We start from the raw sequence: 18444 nt of genomic DNA, 5'->3' as shown, positions 1-18444 counted from the left end.
AATAAATCAAAATGAAAAAGAAAACAATTGCCATTGATATGGATGGCGTACTTGCCGACATCGAAATACAATTAATAAAACAGTACAATAAAGAGAGTGGAGCTTCACTTACCAAAGAGACTATTCGGGGGTTAAGTGAAGAAGATGCTTTTAAAGACAGAACACTTTTGCGTGAAGTTTTAAATGCCGATAATTTTTTTAGAAGTCTGCCTGTAATGCCTGATGCAGTCGAAAGTTTACGTCGATTACAGGAAAACTTTGAAATTTTTATTGTTTCTGCCGCAACCGAATTTCCGGTATCACTGGCCGAAAAAGTGGCCTGGCTTGCGGAATATTTTCCTTTTATCACCTGGGAAAATATTATTTTATGCGGAAGCAAAAGAATTATCAATACGGATTATATGATTGACGATCACCGAAAAAATTTAGACCATTGCATGGGAAAACCTATCATGTTTACAGCATTCCATAATGTTAATCAAACACATCACTTGAGAGTAAACAACTGGAAAGAAGCCGTTGAAGTTCTAGAAAAAGACATCGTAACTGATTTGAACTAAGAGAAGACACAAGATAACATACAGGAATTTTTTAATAACCTGTTTTTTGAAGGAGAAACCTTTTGAGAGTAATCTTGAAAGGTTTTTTATTTTGACTTCACCAGAAATCAAGTGATTGCAATTACAATGTTAAACTTTAATTTATGTTTACTTCGGTATGGATAGGTTTGCTTTAAATCCTTTATCCGGTTCTGTCTCAAAATCAATAGTTCCTTTAACAGCCTGAATGCGGTGTTCCATGTTTTGGAGACCATTTTTTGCCGTAGTGGCTTTTTCAAAACCCTTGCCGTTATCAGTATAGCGTATTGAGATTGATTTCTCATTATTTTCAAACTTTATTCCAACAATACTAGCCTGGCTGTGTTTCTTCATGTTTACCATTAATTCCTGTAAAATCCTGCTGATGGTAATTTTTTTGGTATCGTTAATGTCTTCCCAGTTGATAGTTTCTAGGTTGGTTACAATGATATTTCTGTCGTTGGTATTGTAAGTCGAAAGCATTTCTTTGATACTGTGGGTAAAATTGACACCCGTATCAATCTTATTATTTTCTCTCGAAATTCCTCTTACACGGCCATAAATATCATCCAATTTCTGGAGCAGATTCTCCTTGGTACTTTCTTTAGATAGGGACTGGGACTCGGCAAAAGCAATCACGTGAAATACGTCATTTGCCAGTTCATCGTGGATTTTTTTAGCGATTCGGGCTTCGGTGATATAGGAAGTTTTAAATTCGATTGCTCTGTTTTTATTTTTATAGTAACGTACTACAATTATAATTAGAATGACTAAGAAAACAAAAACTATGGCGAATACAATTCGCAGATATTTGGCTTTTTGAAGGGATAATTGAGTTTCGGCTTTTTCTAAACGAAGTTTGGCGTTTTCATCCTTTTCTTTTTTAGCATCGTATTTAATCTTGGCAAACTTATTTTTAAAGTTGTTTCTAACCTTAATAATGCTGTCATTTAAAGTGAAATATTTTTGTACGTATTTGCTGGTTTGAGGACCGTGATCATTCGAAATTAAAATTTGGAGTGCCTCTAATCTTTCGTCTACACTGTTTAGTTTTGTGGCAATGTTATAAGCTGTAAGAGCATTTTTGTTTGATTCCAGGATGTCTTTTTTAGCATAGTAATCGGCAAGGTGTAGGTAACTTTCAATACTGCCATAAGCATCTTTAATTTCATTTCTGGTGTTGAGCGCTTTAATCATTAAATAGAAACCTTTTTCATCTATTCCTTTTTTGAAATAAGCATAACCCAAATTATCTTGATTTCTCGCTTTTTTGTTTGATAATGTCTTGTTGTCTAGTATTTTAGTGTTTAAGATTGATTCTAAAATTGCAATAGCTTTGTCATATTTTTTTTGTTGGATATATACAGGGGCAATATTACTTAAGGGAGTTAACTTATCTGCAGGATCTGAATAATCTTTTACAGCTTCTTTGTAATAAAAAATGGCGTCATTATAAAGAGAAAGTTCTTTGTCAGCAATCCCTAATCTATTATTTATTTCAGCAGTATAAACACTATTTTTTTTTACATAGGATAAAGCTTCAGTAACTGTTTCCTTACTACCGTAGTAATCCCCATTAACTTGCTGGATAGATCCCATTACAATAAGTATGTAACCGATATTGGCACTGTCTTTTATAGTTTCATAAAGTTGTTTTGATTTATAAAATTGGTCAAAAGCAGTATTAAAGTTTTGTTTATCATGAATTTCAATTGCTTTGTTTCGTAAACTAAGCGCTTCTTTTCGGATAGCTTCTGTATTTGTTTTTAAGGCCTCTTTTTTTTTGCAAGAAAATAGAAAAAGAAGGAGAATAAAATAAAAAAACGGGGACCGTAACATATAAATTTACTTTCCCCGAAATTAGTAATTAATTTAGATACTAAAATATATTTTTATTATTTATCTGGCGGAGGTGGAGGTGTGTTACCACCATCACCAGGTCCATCAGCAAAAGCTGGTTTTGCCGGATCAATAGTTTTCTTTGTTTCCTGTTTGGTTTGAGTTTCGTATTCATCTGGTGTACAGGAGAACATAGTGAATAGTATCGTGAAAGCGATAAAAATTATTAGCTTTTTCATTTTATTTAGATTTAGAAATTAGACATGGGTATTGCTGACCGGAATTGATCCGGAGGTTGGTTAGGGCAATACCAATTTGGTTTTTTTGGGAAGTACAATGTGCAGAACTGTAAGACGTTATTTACACTTCCCGAATAAACTCGGTCTTACTGTTTTTTTACACTGTTAATTTGAACTAGTTTTATATTTTTGTTTTAATCTGCAGATAAAACTTGAACTAATTTCTATGGCAAAGTAAAGACGCTTTTAAGCCTTTGTTGATAGGGGATTCCCAGAATTCCCACGTTTTCCTGAGATTCCCAAGAAATCCCGAAAAATCCTAAAAAAATAACATGCATAGCCAGACTTTAGAAGAATTTAAAAAAGCGATTAAGAGTAAATATGAGATTGAGAAAGAAGGAGAATACTTTGATTATTTGTACAACCCCTCTCGTGGAAAACTCCGCGACTTGTGCTGGATTATTTATGAAAATAACCCGACTCAGGATGATTTAAATGTTTTTAGAAACTTATTGTGTTTGGATTTTGACCATACGAGAAAGAATAAGTATAATGAACAAAAAGACAAGTTCAGACCGATCGAAACTTTCTTTAAAGGCGAAACTGATCCATCGAATATTGATGCAATAAATCTTGCAGCTGTTATCGTTGATTTCCAGCCACGCCCTTTTAAAAAGTTTAATGAAAAGTGCAGAATCAATGAGGTCAAACACATGGTAAGTGTTGTCGAAATGAATGCAGCTACTCAGATAGAAACCATCGAAGAGAGTAGTTTTGTGGAAAGTTATCCTGAAAAGGGAAATCGTTTCTATAATTTTAAGTACGTACTCTCTAAAAAAATAGTGAAGAAAATCTATCTAAGAAAAATAATTACGGCTACAGTTGGGGCGGTCGCTTTTGTGTCTTCTGCACGATTATACTTTGTGCGGAAAAAAGATCAAACGGAATAGTCGCTAAATGAAGTTGATAAGCATTTTGAAAAATAAAATGCGTGAAGAGAGTAAAAGAATAATTTTTTGAGGAATAATTTGGGCGTTTAGATAGTGTGTTTTTCGGCATATATTTACTGTTATTTATACTATAAAGATAAGAAAAAATAACCAGTAAACCTAATGAATACAAGGAAAATAGGTGTTTTTTTACTGTTAAACTGGTGTTTTTTTTTGGAGTTTTGTTGCCCTATAATCCTAATTTGTATGCCAATAAAATCTATTTTTTTCGGGTAACTGGAATGTCTAGAATTACTTTTTCAAAAAGTAATTCTAAGACAAAAAATCTTTAAACCATAATCCTGAATGCTTGATGGTTCTTTGCTGTGTGTCGAAATCGACATGTATTAGTCCAAAGCGGGCGTTGTAACCTTCAGCCCATTCAAAATTATCAGTAAGCGTCCAGACAAAATAGCCGTCAACGTTAAGACCGTCTTTTTTGGCTTTCAGTATTTGTTCTAAATGATCCTGAATGTAATGTGTGCGTTTGATGTCGTATACCTTTCCATTTTTTAGTGTATCCGGAAAGGCAGCACCATTTTCGGTAATAATGATCTTTTTGATGCCTTTGTAGGCGTTAAATTTTTTCAGGACCTCATAAAGAGCAGGAGGGTAAACTTCCCATCCCATGTCGGTTGAAATGACATTTCTTTTTTCGGCACTGATCAGTTCGGCACCAATATAAGGAATGAGCAAAGATGATTTTACAACCTCACGGGTATAACATTGCAGACCTATAAAATCAAAGTCAAAAGACAAATTGTTGAGATCATCTTCTATGATATAGGCATTTAGTTTCTTTAATACCGGAAGATCGGCCTGAGGGTAGCCTAATCCTAAAATAGGTTCAATAAAAGTTCTGTTTAATAGCGTGTCTACTCTTTTTGCCGCTTCGACGTCTTTTGAAGATTGTGTTGCCGGCTCAATGTGTGTACAGGAAAATGTGGTTCCAATATGTGCGTCCGGTATGTGGTTTCGTATTATTTTGGCACCTGCAGTTGTAGCTAAAGTTACATGATGCATGGCTTTCAGGTAATTGGTAATGCCTTTTTTTCCCGGAGCATGAATGCCCAGAAAATATCCTGCCCCTGTAAAAACCGAAGGTTCATTGATTACCATCCAGTTTTTAACACGATCACCAAAGTTTTGTACACAAACTTCAACGTACGCTGAAAACCAATTAACAGATTCGCGATTCGTCCAGCCACCTTTTATTTCTAATTCATGAGGTAAATCCCAGTGATAAAGTGTAATCCAGGGTTCTATTCCGGCAGAGAGCAGCGAATCAATAATTTTGTTGTAATAGGCTATCCCTGCCTCATTTACTGGAAGAACTCCAGTAGGCATAATTCGAGGCCAGCTGATCGAAAATCGAAAATTCGGAATATTTAATTCGCGGATTAAGTCGATATCACTCTGGTAAGAATTGTAAAAATCGCAAGCGGTTAAGGCGTGGTGTCCGCTTTTTATTTTTCCTTTTTGAGAAGTAAAAACATCCCAAATAGAACGTCCTTTGCCATCGGAATCAGGAGCGCCTTCAATTTGGAAAGCGGCGGTTGAAACACCCCACAAGAAATCATCTCCAAACTGGTTTTTGTGCAAAAATGAGGTCTCAACTTTATTCATTCAATTGTACTTTCCTTTTTTAAATTGTAATTTATTAATGAAGGAAAGAAGATTGCATTGCTCTTAAAAAAAGCCATTCTTTGAATGAAACCAGAAAATTTAGATTAAAGAATTTCATAATATTTAGTTTTATTCAAATTAATAAAACTAATGTGAATTAAATGTAAAGTGGTTGTTATCAAATGATTAAAATATTTTGGTTTGCGCTAAAAAGATTAATCTTCCCAACCGCAAAGGCTAAGTCCAAGACCTTGTGCGTGCTTAACGGATACCTTAGTAACTTCATTACGGCAGGAAGAAAGACCACGGCAATTTTCATTGTAATGGTATTTTTTAGCCCCTGTTGGACCACAGATAAATACTTTGGCTTCAAATGAATGAAAAGAGGTTAAAAATATAAAAAGTAAAGTGTATTTCATAAGAATAGGTTTTTGGGAAATTGGCTACTGAACGACTAGTTGATAAGTATTACCTTTTAAATCTTTCGCATTTAGTTTTCCATGTTCTATCCATTCTGTTTTAATTTCGAGATCAGGAATAGTATCAAACTTTAAGATTCCTGCGCCATATTTTCCTTTTACATTGATGTTTCCAAAAACAGAATCTCCCTTAACATCAACCCCTTTTACGTTATAGTTGTATTCATAATTTCCTGAAGTACCTGTTCGGTATTTATATTGATATTCAGTGTCTACGTGGTAGGTTTTGGCTTCTTCGGGATTAATAGTCTGGCGATCTGCCGGAGTAATTACCTCCTGATAAAAAGTGTTTATTTTTTGAGGAGGTAATTTTTTATGGCAGGAGCTCATTCCTAGTGTTAGAAACAGGAATGAGATTTTATAGAAGATTCTATAATTATTAAGCATATTTTTTAATGTGTTTAAAAGCTAGAATCCATTATTGTACTTCACATTAAAGGAATGATCCGACATAAACAACAATCCGAAAAATTCGAAGAAAGCCAGTATCGAGGGGATTAATGTCCAGCAAAATAAGATATACATTATTCCTTGTGTTGATTTTCCTAAATAGAATTTGTGAATTCCAAATCCTCCAAGAAAGAAAGTTAAAATTGTTGCAGTTAGTTTATTTTTCATAATTTACATTTTAGATAATATTTCTGTTTTTTTTGAGTCAAATTCTATTTGCGAAATGATTTCCCCTTCCAGTAATTTTTTGAGTTTGTTAAGTGTTTCAATAGGATCTTCTTTTTGCTCTGTACTTTGAGGAGCTAATGTCCCGGTATTTACAGTTATTCCTCCTCCGGCAATCGCTCTCTTGTTTTCAAGATCGTGTTCGCGTCTGTAAACAATCATTTCTTCTTCTTTTTCCTGAGCAAATTGATACAATTTTCTAGCCTGTGACTTTGGTAAATAATCAAGCATGTTCATTTTTCCTGTGGTCGTCTTCATCGTAAAAGTTGCACCCATAATTCCTTCCTTCATGTGACAATCTAAAATATCTTTCCAGGCATAATCCTGAAAATCCATTGACAAACCTAAATTTTTCGGCCTACAGAAGATTATTCTCTTGTTCGTTAGGGCAATACAGTCGGGTGATAAATTTAAGGCCGGTTTTTTTTGTACTGCTATGTATTCTACTTGTTCACCTGATGTGAGTAATCCATTGACTTTGGTTAATAGTTTTTCAACTGCTTTTGGGTCTTGTTCTTCGTTTAAGAATTTTTTTAAATCGTTTATCATAATTGTTTTTTTTAAATTATTATTTGCGTTCGGGTAATTCTAATAATAGCTGATCTGAACGAATCATTCTTTTATTTTTATCAAATGTAGGTTCATTAAGAACCAGTATTTTACGGAAATCCATAATCTGGAAAATTTATAATTGGACCATAAAAAAAGCCCCCGAAGGAGCTTTTAAAATTTATAATGAAATACAAGGGACTTCTAGATAATTCCCATGTCTTTGGTAATCGTAACCAAATGAATCGTATTGTTTGCCTTAAAAAAGTCTTTTAGTTTAGAGATTCTTTTTTCGATTGCACTTTTACTGTTGGGTTTTACGCCCATCTCTTTGAAGGTTTCTATGATATCGTCCTGAGGTGATCCCAGTGACAGATGTTTTAAGATGAGTATGTCTAAATCATCGATTTCGAAATTGCTTTTTTCCTGAAGTGCAGAGGCGACTTCGGGTGAAATAAACTTTTGATCTGAAGTCGAGATAATGTTAATCGCTTTTTTTAGTTCTTCAATGCTATTGAGACCTTTTGATACAAAAGCATCCACTTTTGCATTGTCAAAAAGAGATTTAATCCGGTAGTTTTTATCTTCAACCGAATAAGCAATGATTTTAATGTTGGGTTGTAATTCACGCACTTTTTGAACCAGTTCATCACCATTAACAATTTTTACTTCGCGGTGATCTGTTTTGAAGGAAAGGTCACTAATTAACAAATCATAAGGTTCATTATCCTGAATTGCTTTGCGTATTTTGAGAAAGGCTTCATCACAATATTTTGATTGTTGAAAATTGATAATATTCAAATCCTTTAAGACTTGTTCGATTCCTAAATTCATCGTATCAAGGTCTTCGGCAACTATTACTTTTTTAAACATAGAGTTCTTATTTAGGCAGTGTTATTTTTACTTTAAAACCTTTATTGGGTTCAGTGTCAAAAGTAATAGTTCCTTTTATGGCCCGAATACGGTTTTCCATATTTTGAAGACCATTTTTAATAATTTTATCTTTTTGACAGCCTTTTCCGTTATCGGTGTAGTCGATAAGTATTTTGTTAGTCGCATTTTCAAATTTTAGAACCACTATCGATGCCTGGCTGTGTTTTTTCATATTCACCATTAATTCCTGTAGAACGCGATATACAGCAACCTTTTTAACGTCGTCGATGAGGTCCCAGGTTGCTTTTTCGATATTATTAATAATGACGTTTGTATTAGGACTGTTATAAGTCGAAAGCATTTCTTTTAAGTTGACGGCATAATTTGCTTTAGTATCGATTTCATTATTTTCTCTTGAGATTCTGCGAACCCTGTTGTAAATATGATCCAGTTTTTGAATTAAACTGTCTTTTACATTGGTACTTTCCAAAGGCTGTGTTTGGGTAAAGGTGATGGTGTTAAAAACATCATTTGCCAATTCATCGTGAATGTCTTTGGCAATTCGGGTTTCGGTATCGTATGCCGCTGTTAATTTTCCGATTCGGTTTCTGTTTTGATAAAATTTTCTCAAATACAGTAAGGAAAGGATCAAAACAGCAATTCCAAGGATAAAAAACAACCTTTGGTATTTGGCTTCCTGAATTGACAATAAGTTCTCGGCTCTTTCTAAACGAAGTTTTTGATTTTCGTCTTTTTCTTTTTTGGAGTCGTACTTTATTTTGGCAAATTTATTTTTAAAGTTGTTTCGGATTTTAATAATACTGTCGTTTATGAAAATGAACTTTTGAGCATACTGCACGTTTTTAATTCCTGAATCATTAGAAATTAAAAAGGACAAAGCCCTTAAACGTTCGTCAACACTATTGAAATGTGTAGCAAGCTGATAGGCTGCCTGAGCATATTGGTTTGATTTTAGGGAATTTGACTTTGAATAAAATTCGGCCAAGTGAAGATTACTTTCAATACTTCCATAAGTATCATTATCCTGCTTTCTCATTTCGAGTCCTTCATTCATTAAGGAAAGACCTTTGTCATTTAAACCTTTTTTAAAATACGCAAAACCCAGATTATCTTTAATTCTTGCTTTGCTTAATATTGTATTTTTTGTATTTCGTACTTTGTTAAGAATAGATTCTAAAATAGTAATTGCATCATCATATTTTTTTTGCTGAATGTACACAACAGCAATATTGCTCAAAGGTATTTGCCTTGTTATCGAATCTGTACAATCTTTCATTGCTTCTTTGTAATAATAAATAGCATCATTATAAAGTGAAAGTTCCTTGTCTGCAATACCAAAAAAAGTATTTATAGAAACAGTATAAATATCTCTCTTTTTAATATAGGGTAATGTTTCAGTAAGTGTTTCTTTGCTTCCATAATAATCACCATTGATTTGCTGTATAGAAGCCATTTTGGTAAGGCAAAAAATAATATTAGCGCTGTCTTTTAAAGTCTCGTATGCTATTTTTGCTTTATTAAAATTGTAGAAAGAAACGTTAAAGCTTTTCTTTTCAAAGTTTTCTATTCCTTTTTGTCGGAAACTAATAGCTTCTTTTTTATTCGGCTTTATGTCAATAGATATCGTTTTCTTTTCTTTACAAGAAAAGAGAAAAAGGAAAATTATAAAACAAAAAAACGGGGATCGTAGCATAAAACTTACTTTCCCCGAAATTAGTAATTATTTATATATTATTACTTTATTTATTTACCCGCTGGAGGTGGTGGAGGTGGCGGAACAGTTCCATCACCGGGACCGTCAGCATATGCAGGTATTGCAGGTTTCTCATTCGTTTTTGCCGTATCGTAATCGTCAGCAGTGCAAGAAAATAAAGTGGTACTAAGAAGCACAATTGCTCCCATCAAATATAAATTTTTCATGATATTTAGATTTAAAAATTAGATGTAGCATGCCCTGTTCAGAACTCTTCTGAATCTTTTTATGGCCATGCCAATTTTGTTGGGAAGTGAAGTGCGTAGACAGTAAAATTTTCATTTATACTTCCCGGATAAATTCCGTTTTACGGTTTTCCGCACTTTTTAATTGAACTAGTTTTGTACTTTTGTTTTTGACCTGCAGATCAAAACGTTAACTAATTCTGAAGGCAAAGTAACGACCCTTGTAAGCCTGTATTGATACGGAATTCCGGGAATTCCGATGTATTTTTTGAAGTCCTGATAATTCCGTAAAAGTCCTTGAAAATCCAATTGACAAATCCTTAAAAATCCTAAAAACCTATGCCAAACAATACTTTTGAAGATTATAAAAAAGCTGTTAAAAAGAAATATGAGATAGAAAAAAACGGCGACCATTTTGTTTATTTGAGTGGTCCTACCAGAGCAAAACTGCGTAATTTGTGTTGGGAGTTATTTCAGCAGCAAAACAGAAATCAGGATGATTTAAATGTTTTTAGCTCTTTATTGGGACTAGCTTTTGACGTGAATAAAAAGAATAGGTTTGAGGAGCAAATCGATAAATTCAGACCAATTGAAAATTTTTTTAAAGGAAAAACAGATCCCGCAAATTTGGAAGCAATAAATATGGCTGCAATCCTGGTTGATTTTAAGGCAAGGCCTTTTACTAAATTTAGAATTCAGGAGTTATTTGAAGAGGAAGGTCCGATTGATAATGAAGACCCAATTGAGGTTGAAGATCCAATTGAAGATGAAGAAAAAATAGAAGTATTGAATCTCCAAAAGGAACAAAGTGCGAACCCTGGAATCTTGGAAAATTTTCTAAAGAGAAAAGAAAGAGAAAAAATAAGTGGAAGAGAAGAAGTAAGTGGTATTGAAGTTATAAAACCACAAATCAATTCACTCGTAGATCTAAATGTTAAAAAGAATACTGGGACTAAATTTCCAACAAAAATGCATTTTACCATTATGGGATTTATTGGTCTTTTGTGTTTAATAAGTGTAAGTACTTATTATGCTTTTCAAGATAAGGAATGCATGCAGTGGTCAGGTGACCATTATGAAATGGTAGATTGTAATTTGAAAATAGAAGGTTTTGCGAAGTCTTCTAATATTGAGATAATAGACCCAACGCTTGTCCATCTTAAAAAGATTAAGGTTTGTGATACGACAACTTATTTTGATAAAAACGGAGTAGCAATTGTATGGTATGCTAAGACAGCAAATGGAATTGACTTTTTTGATGCGCATGGAAGACATCCGGAAAATAATAGTCCGTTGAGACCTGTAACACATTACATCCTGAATAAATATGTAAAGAGATAAATGAGTTCATTAGAAGATTAAATAAAAAAAGCGGAAATAACTTTTAATAAAGTCATTTCCGCTTTTTATTCCTTTTGGATTTAGAATGTCGAATATTTAGGTGGATAGTGTCAGTCCCTTTGTTTTGAAGTTACTGAAAAGAACCTGTCTGGCACTGCTAATCGTTTCTTCGGTACGGTAAATGCTGCACCAGAATTTTATTTGCAATTTGAATTTTCCATCAGAAATGGCGCTGTAATAAATTTGCGGAACTTTGGTTGTATTGACCAATGCCATACTTTCAAGCGATTCCAGAATAATCGCATTGATTGCTTCCGGCATAACATCACCTGTAACTTCGGCAGTAATTTCAACGAGTTTAAAATTGTCGGTATACGTCCAGTTCGTAATATTTTGGGATAATAAATTACCATTCGGAATAATGATTTCGGCACCGTTTGAAGAGTTGATTTTGGTGGTACGCAATCCCATCGATTTTACTCGGCCAGATTCGGAACTAATGTCGATTACATCTCCAATCTGAATTGGTTTGTCAAAAATCAGGATGATACCCGAGACGAAATTATTAACGACATTCTGAAGTCCAAGACCCACACCAACACCCAAGGCTCCCAGTAGAATGCTCAGTTTGTCCAGAGGCATTCCCGAAGCTGCTACGGCCAAAAGATAACCACTGATTAAAACAACAAGTCTTGTAATCAGTAATTTAGAATGTTGTCTTTTATTGATGGTTTCTTCGTTTTCATCGTCAATTTCACCAAAGAAATAAGCGACATAATTTTGTAATAAATGTGCGACCCAAATGATGATAAAAAATAAGACAATATTACCCAACGTAAAAGTGATGCTTCCAATGGTATTTGGGTGACTTAGTAGCGAACCCAAACCGGTGCGCAGTGATTCCCAAATGTTTAAATTGGCTGCAATGACCACAATCCACATATAACTGATGACGATGATGAATGGTCTTTTTAGTGTATCAGATAAGCTTTCGTGGTCAAAGATTTTCTCGATACCACGTTTAATGCGGGTGGTGTAAATTTGTAAAAGAATAATTTCGAGTACAATTTTTAAAAGTACACTCAATGCCACGATCTGTGTTAGCGATATAAAAGCGGTAAGACTTAACATATTGGCAAGCGAAACCCTTCCGAGAACATTATCGAAAATGGATAAAGCATTTAAACCAATAAAAATGATGGTGGCCCATTTAAAAAAGCCTTTGATGTACAACTGATCTTTTAATGTTTTAATCTGTACGAAACCATAGCGGATTCCGAAGAGGTTGATTACAATAAAGGCACAACGCTGCATAAATCCAACAGGGATAAACAAGTCTAAGAAACACAGCATAAAAAACAATACCAAAAGAAGTAACCAGTTACGCATGGCAACGGCCGACCATTTGTTTTTAAAAAGTACTGTAAGTAGTCCGAGAAGAACCAGCTGAATCGATTCAATAAACAGGGCCGGAGCATATAAATTGCTAACTACAGCAATGTTAAGACCAATGACAGCGACCGGAATAACAACACCTCTATTGATGTATTTGAAGTTAAGCTGAGACAGGTTTTCGGCATGTGCATTACTGTTGAGGTATTTTAAATTGCGGGAAATGTACCAACCCAATATTCCCATCAACAAAAGCAATGTGATTAAGCCACCCGCTCTGTAACTCAAGTAATATTCCGCAACGTTTTCTTCAATTATTATTTTGGCTTTAATGTTTTTGCCTACTATTTTTTTGGCTGTAGAATCACTGGTACTCCATAAAACAGGATATTCTTTTTTGAGCATACTGATTCCGGATTTTTCCAGTTTGCTTTCTACCGTAATTAAGGCATTAGAGACCGCAATTTTTCTTTCAACAGTTAATTTTTTATTATGGTTTAAGATACTTTGGTTTTTGGTCATCAGACTATCTGTACTCAGGTATCTTTTTTTCAGATTTGCAAATTCCTGTTTAAATTGCTTACGGCGAACGGTATCTTTCAAAAGTCCCATCAGGGTTTTGTCCTTACGCAAATCAATTACCCTATTTTTGATTTTTTCAAGTGCCAGATTACGGGAATTGATTGCTGTATTTTGTTCGTCAAGTTCCAGTTCAATTTCTTTGAGTACAATGCGATACATTTGCTGGTTGCGTACATTCGGATTTGCTCCTTTTAAGCTGGCCAGAATTAGATCAAGTTTACTTTGCGTTCCTTTGATTTCACCGAACAAACGATGACTATTTCCATCAAATTCAGTATCGTTATGAGCAGATTCCAAAACTTCTCCGGCTTTTTCGATGGCCATTAGATAATCACTATCTGTAGTGGTTTCCTCAAATAGTTTTGGTTTGGTTTCTGTTTTTGGAGGAGTCGTTTGAGAATAGGCAATCGGTGCATAAAATAAGACAGCCAGTAAGGCGAGTACACCGATAAAATTTCTTTTCAGGATCATAATTTGGGATATGAATTAAGGTTCAAATGTAATTTTTTTTAAAGTATTTATAAGGTCGGATGCAATAAAATTTGGTTAAATGAGCTTGAACTCATTTGATTTTATGTACCACGTGCAATTGTTTTTGCCACAGATTAAAACGATTATTTGGATTTTAAATTTTGTATAAAAAGTATTTTAATATTGATGATACCTAGTTTTTAGACATGTGTGAAAAGAATCTTTTTAATCCATGTAATCCGTGGCTAAAAAGGAACCCCTAGAAACATAATTCTAACTAAAGTCCTAAAAATAGTATATTCGTAGTGTTATAACCGAAATACCGAAACAATTCGAAAATGGAAAATATTACAGTAATCATCATGTTACTATTTGGAGTCGCTTTTTTGAGCCTCGTTAGTAAAAAATACAATTTTCCAATTCCCATTGTACTGGTGCTTTGTGGTGTGGTGATTAGTATTGTTCCAGGACTTCCGGTAATTGCTTTAAGTCCTGAGGTAGTTTTTATTATCTTTTTGCCACCGCTTTTATATCACGCTGCCTGGTACACAAGCTGGTCCGATTTTAAACAAACCATCCGGCCTATTACTTTGGCAGCTGTAGGTTTGGTGTTGTTTACCACAGTGGCAGTAGCGATTGCAGCACACCTGCTTATTGATGATATTTCCTGGCCTTTGGCTTTTCTATTAGGAGCGATAGTCTCGCCTCCGGATGCGGTTTCTGCGACTTCGATTACCAAAGGATTGGGTTTGCATCCCAGATTAATCTCCATTCTTGAAGGCGAAAGTCTGGTGAATGACGCCAGCGGTCTGGTAGCGTATAAATATGCATTAACCGCAATTACGGCCGGTAACTTTGTGCTTTGGCAGGCGGGGTTAAACTTTGTTGTAATGTCTGTAGCGGGAATTGCAATTGGTTTGGCTGTGGGGTATATCATGTGTTATATTCACAGGAGATTTGTTTGCGATGAGGTGATCGAAGCCACTTTGACTTTGCTAACGCCTTTTGCCTCTTATTTAATCGCAGAGCATTTTGAATGTTCGGGAGTTTTGGCGGTTGTGTCCACCGGACTTTATTTGTCAGCCCGATCCGGAACTATTTTTACGCATGAAAGCCGAATTATGGCCGGAACGATCTGGAGTGTTTTGACTAACATTTTAAACGGTTTGATTTTTATTTTAATCGGACTTCAGCTGCGACAAATTATTGCCGGAATTGGGGATTATTCCGGTTGGTCCTTGTTTGTTTGGGGTGCTTCGATAAGTGTAGTGGTGATTTTGGTGCGGTTTTTATGGGTGGTTCCGGCAACCTTGCTTCCTAGAATGCTTAGTAAAAGAATTCGTCTCAAAGAAGAATTTGATTATCGCAATATGATTATTTTCGGCTGGTCGGGAATGCGTGGGGTAGTATCCATGGCGGCCGCGCTGGCCTTACCGTTAATGATGAACAAAACAACCGAATTCCCTTTGCGAAACCTCATCATTTACCTGGTTTTTTGTGTGATACTTTCGACTTTGGTTATTCAGGGACTCACTCTGCCGTGGCTGATTAAAAAATTAAAAGTGCAGCCCTATTCGATTCTTGCTGAAGAATACGAGATCCGAAATACTATCGTTTCGCAAACCATTACCCATATCGAAGATAATTTTTCTTTGCTTAACGATGATTTACTGCACAACATCAAAAGCAAATATGAAGTTAAATTCAACCGCCTCCAGAAAACCGAACTCCCGGCTAATTTCTTCGGAAAAGGAAATGTATTGGGAGGGGAGATCTTCAACGATTTTACCAAACTCCAGATCGACCTTCTAAACGTAGAACGCGCCAAACTGGAGCTCATGCACAAAACAGGCTCTGTTCACGAAGAGATTTTTAGGAAAATTGAAAAGGAACTTGATTTGGAGGAGACGAGATTGTGGATGGAGATGTATGAGGAGTGATTTGTAACTTAAAAAACTATCTATTTTTATTTATTGTAAATTTTTAACGCTATTTTTAGTGTCCTCCGTAGAAAAAAAAATTGATTAAAACATAATAAAATAGTTTAGAGGCTTTGTTTTAAAAAAAAGGTGTTCATAATTCTTAATCTATAAATATAATTTCGTTTAGAAAAATTATTAGCTATTTTTGATAAATAAATCTTTCCTCAAAAATGAACGCATCTCAAATCGAAAAAAATGTAGATGAATTAGTAAAATCAATAAATAATGAAAATTTTATTTTTGATTTATTAATTGCTTACGGGATTTCCAAAACTTCAATAACTCGTTTAAAGAAAGGTGATTTCAATTTATCAAAAATTGAAGGAGAAGTTTTGTATAAAAAGAAAGTTTTCTTTAAAGAAGTTGCTTCTGATAAATTACTAACCACTATTGATGATTTAACTAAAAATGAAGAAGATTTAAAACATAATCCTCGTTTTGTAATTGTCACTGATTATATTACTCTCTTAGCAAAAGATATTAGAACAGGTCTAACGCTCGATACTCCCATTACTGAAATTAATAAAAGATTTGATTTCTTTTTACCTTGGGCAGGACAAGAAAAGTACCAATCTAAAAATGAAAACCACGCTGATAGGAAGGCTTCTTACGAAATGGCCAAACTGTATGATATTTTGGTGCACGAAAACCCAAATATTTACGACGACGGTGGCCATAATTTAAACATCTTTTTGTCAAGATTGTTGTTTTGTTTTTTCGCAGAAGATACAGGTATTTTTAATGAAGAAGGTATTTTTACAAACACATTAGGGCAACATACCAAACCTGATGGAAGTGATGTAAACTTATTTTTGGATAGATTATTCAAAGTTTTAAATACTGAAAATAATAGCAATGAGCCTACTTACTTGCAAGTATTTCCTTATGTTAATGGAGGTTTATTTGGAAGTTCTATCGTTTCTCCAAAATTTTCATCTAAAGCAAGAAAGATAATTTTGGAATGTGGTGAATTAGATTGGTCTGAAATCAATCCAGATATATTTGGGTCTATGATTCAGGCAGTAGTAAATCCTGCATATCGTAGTGGTTTAGGAATGCATTATACATCTGTGCCAAATATCATGAAATTAATTGAACCATTGTTTTTAAATGAACTCCGTGAAGAATTTGAAAAAAGCAAAGGGAAGCCTAATCAATTAAGAAAATTAATTTATAGAATTTCAAAAATAAAATGTTTTGACCCTGCTTGTGGTAGTGGTAATTTCTTAATTATAGCTTACAAAGAATTACGGAAACTAGAAATTGAAATTTTACAAGACATTTACAATAGTGAAAGTCAGGTTTCTATTGTTTTTACTGAGATAAAATTATCACAATTTTATGGCATTGAGTTAGATGATTTTGCACATGAAATGGCCATTTTATCACTTTGGCTGGCTGAACATCAAATGAACAGAGTTTTTGTTGACGAATTACACGATTATGGTAGAGCAAAGCCTATTTTACCTTTAAAAGAAGCTGGTCACATTACTCAAGGTAACGCAACTAGAATTGATTGGAAAGTAGCATGCCCAATTGGTTTGAATGATGAAGTGTATATCTTAGGAAATCCGCCATATCTAGGTTCTTTTCTTCAAAACAAGGAGCAAAAAGAAGATTTAGCAATAGTTTGTAATGGCTTTAAGTCATATAAAGATTTAGACTATATAGCTTGCTGGTTCATTAAAAGTGCTAATTATTCCCAAAATTATAATGTAAGTTTTGCATTTGTGACGACAAATTCAATTTGTCAAGGCGAACAAGTTTCTCTACTTTGGCCATATATTTTATCAAAAGAAATAGAAATATTTTTTGCTTATCAATCATTCAAATGGACAAATAATGCAAAAGGAAATGCAGGGGTTTATTGCACAATTATTGGTCTTAAAGAAAAATCTAATTCTCAAAAGAAAATTTTTAAAGAAAATTCATTTGAAATAGTAAACAATATTAATCCTTATTTAACATCAGGAAGTAGTGTTGTGCTAAACAAAAGAACTAAGCCATTATCCAATATTCCTGTTATGAGTTATGGAAGTAAAATTGTGGATAATGGACATTTAATTTTTTCAACAGTTGAAAAAGTTGAACTATTAAAAGTATATCCAGATGCAGAAAAATTATTTAAAAGACTGTTAGGTTCTGCTGAGTTTATTAGAGGTTTGGAAAGATGGTGTTTATATGTTACAGACGAAATGTTTATTTATGCAAACTCAATACCTCCTATTGAAAAAAGATTTGACTTAGTTAGACAATTTAGAGAAAAAAGTACTGAATCAAGTACAAGAGAAATGGCTAAATTACCGTATAAATTTTATTATTCTGCGCATAATAATAATTCTAATTCAATTATTATTCCAAGAACATCATCAGAAAGAAGAGAATATATTCCTATGGGATTTTTAGATGGAAGTACAATTGTATCAGATGCCGCAAGTGTTATTTTTAATGCGGAAGCTTGGATTTTTGGTGTTATTACTTCTAAAATTCATATGGTTTGGGTACAATCTGTTGGTGGAAGATTAAAAACAGACTACAGATATTCATCACAATTATGTTACAATACATTTCCTTTCCCAACCATTTCAGACAAACAAAAAGAACAAATCAATTTGCATGTTTTTGAAGTTTTAGACGAAAGAGCCAAATATTCTGAAAAAACACTAGCTCAATTATATGACCCAGATAAAATGCCAACTGGATTAAAAGAAGCGCATTATCAACTAGACCTTGCTGTAGAAAGATGTTATCGGTTAAAACCATTTGAAAGTGATACCGAACGATTAGAATACCTGTTCAAAATGTATGAAGAAATGAATGCTAAAAACAGTTTGTTTGTAAAAGAAAAGAAAATCAAGAAAGTAAATTAA

Annotated in this window: 16 protein-coding genes; 5 read left to right on the top strand and 11 right to left on the bottom strand. The window is 33.9% G+C overall.

The annotated features are described in order from the left end of the window. The first annotated feature begins 11 nt into the window (after nucleotides 1-11). Nucleotides 12-560, top strand: coding sequence for a 5' nucleotidase, NT5C type (locus AC3IS6_RS21315; RefSeq protein WP_489162334.1), 549 nt, complete (start codon nucleotides 12-14; stop codon nucleotides 558-560). Between the two features lie 147 nt (nucleotides 561-707). Here AC3IS6_RS21315 and AC3IS6_RS21310 read toward each other — a convergent pair whose 3' ends face one another. Together AC3IS6_RS21310 and AC3IS6_RS21305 are read right to left on the bottom strand one after the other, a co-directional pair. Then, the gene (locus AC3IS6_RS21310; protein WP_489162332.1) at nucleotides 708-2417 is read right to left on the bottom strand and encodes a tetratricopeptide repeat-containing sensor histidine kinase; all 1710 of its coding nucleotides are present in this window, start codon (nucleotides 2415-2417) and stop codon (nucleotides 708-710) included. Nucleotides 2418-2473: 56 nt separating this feature from the next. Beyond that, entirely contained in the window at nucleotides 2474-2656 is a 183-nt protein-coding gene (locus AC3IS6_RS21305) for a hypothetical protein (RefSeq protein WP_263361669.1), read from the bottom strand. A 332-nt stretch (nucleotides 2657-2988) separates the two neighbouring features. Between AC3IS6_RS21305 and AC3IS6_RS21300 the strand changes: the two genes are divergently transcribed. Next, nucleotides 2989-3606: a hypothetical protein gene (locus tag AC3IS6_RS21300; protein ID WP_489162329.1), complete on the top strand. Its 618-nt coding sequence runs from the start codon at nucleotides 2989-2991 to the stop codon at nucleotides 3604-3606. 312 nt (nucleotides 3607-3918) lie between these two features. Here the strand turns inward: AC3IS6_RS21300 and AC3IS6_RS21295 are convergent, their stop codons facing one another. The 8 genes from AC3IS6_RS21295 to AC3IS6_RS21260 all read right to left on the bottom strand — a co-directional run bounded on the left by AC3IS6_RS21295 (nucleotide 3919) and on the right by AC3IS6_RS21260 (nucleotide 9788). Then, nucleotides 3919-5271, bottom strand: a complete 1353-nt coding sequence (locus AC3IS6_RS21295) for a GH1 family beta-glucosidase (protein WP_489162327.1) — start codon at nucleotides 5269-5271, stop codon at nucleotides 3919-3921. Between the two features lie 215 nt (nucleotides 5272-5486). Next, nucleotides 5487-5690 carry a hypothetical protein gene (locus AC3IS6_RS21290; protein ID WP_281920991.1) on the bottom strand — a complete coding sequence of 68 codons (204 nt, stop codon included), beginning with the start codon at nucleotides 5688-5690 and terminating at the stop codon, nucleotides 5487-5489. A gap of 24 nt (nucleotides 5691-5714) precedes the next feature. Then, nucleotides 5715-6137 carry a hypothetical protein gene (locus AC3IS6_RS21285; RefSeq protein ID WP_489162324.1) on the bottom strand — a complete coding sequence of 141 codons (423 nt, stop codon included), beginning with the start codon at nucleotides 6135-6137 and terminating at the stop codon, nucleotides 5715-5717. Between the two features lie 21 nt (nucleotides 6138-6158). Beyond that, nucleotides 6159-6368 (bottom strand): TM2 domain-containing protein, encoded by a 210-nt coding sequence (locus AC3IS6_RS21280; RefSeq protein WP_489162322.1) that lies wholly within the window; start codon nucleotides 6366-6368, stop codon nucleotides 6159-6161. A 3-nt stretch (nucleotides 6369-6371) separates the two neighbouring features. Next, entirely contained in the window at nucleotides 6372-6974 is a 603-nt protein-coding gene (locus tag AC3IS6_RS21275) for a PH domain-containing protein (RefSeq protein ID WP_173966420.1), read from the bottom strand. Between the two features lie 204 nt (nucleotides 6975-7178). Beyond that, a complete protein-coding gene (locus tag AC3IS6_RS21270) occupies nucleotides 7179-7847 on the bottom strand; it encodes a response regulator transcription factor (RefSeq protein WP_173966421.1) in 669 nt (222 codons plus the stop codon). Between the two features lie 7 nt (nucleotides 7848-7854). Next, nucleotides 7855-9321: an ATP-binding protein gene (locus tag AC3IS6_RS21265; protein WP_489162320.1), complete on the bottom strand. Its 1467-nt coding sequence runs from the start codon at nucleotides 9319-9321 to the stop codon at nucleotides 7855-7857. A 290-nt stretch (nucleotides 9322-9611) separates the two neighbouring features. Further along, nucleotides 9612-9788 carry a hypothetical protein gene (locus AC3IS6_RS21260; RefSeq protein WP_489162318.1) on the bottom strand — a complete coding sequence of 59 codons (177 nt, stop codon included), beginning with the start codon at nucleotides 9786-9788 and terminating at the stop codon, nucleotides 9612-9614. 357 nt (nucleotides 9789-10145) lie between these two features. Between AC3IS6_RS21260 and AC3IS6_RS21255 the strand changes: the two genes are divergently transcribed. Then, nucleotides 10146-11147 (top strand): hypothetical protein, encoded by a 1002-nt coding sequence (locus AC3IS6_RS21255; RefSeq protein WP_489162316.1) that lies wholly within the window; start codon nucleotides 10146-10148, stop codon nucleotides 11145-11147. 96 nt (nucleotides 11148-11243) lie between these two features. Here AC3IS6_RS21255 and AC3IS6_RS21250 read toward each other — a convergent pair whose 3' ends face one another. Next, nucleotides 11244-13592: a mechanosensitive ion channel family protein gene (locus tag AC3IS6_RS21250; protein WP_489162314.1), complete on the bottom strand. Its 2349-nt coding sequence runs from the start codon at nucleotides 13590-13592 to the stop codon at nucleotides 11244-11246. A 338-nt stretch (nucleotides 13593-13930) separates the two neighbouring features. Here AC3IS6_RS21250 and AC3IS6_RS21245 point away from each other — a divergent pair, with 338 nt between their 5' ends. Both AC3IS6_RS21245 and AC3IS6_RS21240 read left to right on the top strand, forming a co-directional pair. Next, the gene (locus tag AC3IS6_RS21245; protein ID WP_489162312.1) at nucleotides 13931-15532 is read left to right on the top strand and encodes a Na+/H+ antiporter; all 1602 of its coding nucleotides are present in this window, start codon (nucleotides 13931-13933) and stop codon (nucleotides 15530-15532) included. 212 nt (nucleotides 15533-15744) lie between these two features. Beyond that, the gene (locus AC3IS6_RS21240; protein ID WP_489162310.1) at nucleotides 15745-18444 is read left to right on the top strand and encodes a class I SAM-dependent DNA methyltransferase; all 2700 of its coding nucleotides are present in this window, start codon (nucleotides 15745-15747) and stop codon (nucleotides 18442-18444) included.

It is taken from the genome of Flavobacterium sp. KH_035 (assembly GCF_057839565.1).
The sequence above is the reverse complement of the archived record's forward strand: the minus strand, read 5'-3'. Positions and strand labels throughout refer to the sequence as shown.